General features: G+C 43.8%; 2 protein-coding genes. Both read right to left on the bottom strand.

Annotated elements, in window-relative coordinates:
• Positions 1-1,179: leucine-rich repeat domain-containing protein (locus BLV55_RS14640; protein WP_207646075.1), on the bottom strand; the 1,179-nt coding region annotated here is incomplete at its 3' end.
• A 477-nt stretch (positions 1,180-1,656) separates the two neighbouring features.
• Positions 1,657-2,141: hypothetical protein (locus BLV55_RS14635; RefSeq protein WP_176968403.1), on the bottom strand; the 485-nt coding region annotated here is incomplete at its 5' end.

Here is a 2,141-nt window from a genome sequence, read left to right as displayed (position 1 = left end):
AGCAAAAGAACTATCTCCAATCTTGGTGACGCTGTTTGGGATCGTCATACTGCTCAGTTGATTGTTATAGAATGCTCCATCTCCAACTCTGGTAACACCGTTTCCCATAGAGATGGAGGTCAGTTGGTTGTTAGCAAAAGAACTATCTCCAATCTTGGTGACGCTGTTTGGGATCGTCACGCTACTCAGTTGGTTGTAAGCAAATGCCCTTTTTCCAATGCTGGTGACGCCGTCTGGAATCACCAGCACACCTTGATCTCCACCAGTAATATGACCCCTTACTTCTGTTTTATCGTTTCCATAGATCCAGTAGTAAGGATACCCGTCACCAAGAATGATATCACTCTCATTCAAATCGTTTCCGGCAAATGCCCTATCTCCAATGCTAATGACACTGTCTGGGATTGTTACGCTGCTTAGTTGGTTATTAGCGAATGCACCATGCCCAATGTTAGTGACGCTTTCTGAAATTGTGACGCTGCTCAGTTGGATGTTAGCAAAAGCCCTAGTCCCAATGCTGGTGACTCCGTCTGGAATCACCAGCACACCTTGATTCCCACTAGTAATATGACCCCTTACTTCCGTTTTATCGTTTCCATAGATCCAGTAGTAAGGGTACCCGTCACCAAGAATGACATCACTCTCATTCAAACCGTTTCCGGCAAATGCCCTATCTCCAATAATAGTGACGCTGTTTGGGATCGTCATACTGCTCAGTTGGTTGTTATAGAATGCTTTCTCTCCAATTCTGGTAACGCCGTTTCCCATAGAGACGGAGGTCAGTTGGTTGTTAGCAAATGCTGCTTTCTCTATGCTAGCAACACCTTCTGGGATCATCACGCTGCTCAGTTGGTTGTCAGCGAATGATTCCCACCCAATTCTAGCCACGCTGTTTGGGATCGTCACACTGCTCAGTTGGTTGTTATAGAATGCTTTCGTCCCAATACTAGCGACGCTGTCAGGGATCGTTACGCTACTCAGTTGCTTGTTAGAGAATGCATGATTAGCTATGCTAATGACGTTTACCTCTCCTATCGTCTTAGGAATAATCAGATCCTTTCCTCCTGCTATGTCATACCCTGTAATAGTTCCCGTTGAAGCATCGAAGGTAAAGTATTGTTCCGATGTGACGGCCTCCGCTTTTTCTAACATTCCAAATGGTAACAGGAGTAATAGCATAAGTAAAGTTGTGATGAAGATGTTACGTTTTTTCAAGTTCATTTTATTCATCCTTTCCAAAGTGTTAGTCAAGTCCAAATTAGTGTGTAATTTCAACGGCAACTTCTGTTGATCTATGATAAAGCGGATCGTGGAATAAAAAGCGATGTTAGGCTACTTTTGTTTCAATTGGCGCCTGTTCTTGCATCATTTGATGGTATTGGTCCATCTCGAAGTAATTCCGACCGGTTTGCCATTTTCACTCTGTTCCATCAATAGAGCACCCAGAAGGCGAATAGCAGTTGCTTCAATCGGGAAGATTCGAATCACTCTCTCACGACCTCTAACTTCCTAATTGAGTCCTTCAACTCCATTGGTGGTTCGAAGTCTTTTTCGATACTTCAGTGCGAATAGGAGGACGCTGGTAATGTCATCAAAGGCTTCATCCAAAAGGGCCGCTGCTTTAGGCGCTGTGGCTTCATATTTAACAAGAATCAGCTACCACGACCCACCCGATTCAATCGTACTATCAAAATAATAAGGAACATCACCTAAGGTCAACACATATTCCCTGGCGATCTGGAAAGGCATCCTTCGGAGGCCAAAATCCTTATCGCTTAAAAAGTTTTCATTGTCATGCCCTTTCGTCAGCACCGTTATATCTTCAGGTAACTGGTACGTCCATATGGTCACTTCGACGTTATCCCTTTCCTTTGCTAAATATCCACGATTAGCACGTAGTCCCGTATGTTTCACCAATCCCTTTTGTTCTTTTCCGTCAATAATCGTTGGGGTATAGAGTTTATGATTTTTAATCTGAGAGGAGAAGGCTCTAGCATAACAACCGTGACGATCTGCGTATCCAAATTCATGGTTATAGTCATATCGAGCGGTATACAACTTCGTTATTTCAGCGAGGGCAAAACCTGCATATTGGCCATACGGAAAAAGCCCTACCCAAGCACTGACTCCATCTGTTATGA

The organism is Tindallia californiensis, assembly GCF_900107405.1.
GTDB lineage: Bacteria > Bacillota > Clostridia > Peptostreptococcales > Tindalliaceae > Tindallia > Tindallia californiensis.
This window is presented reverse-complemented; position numbering and strand designations above follow the sequence as displayed.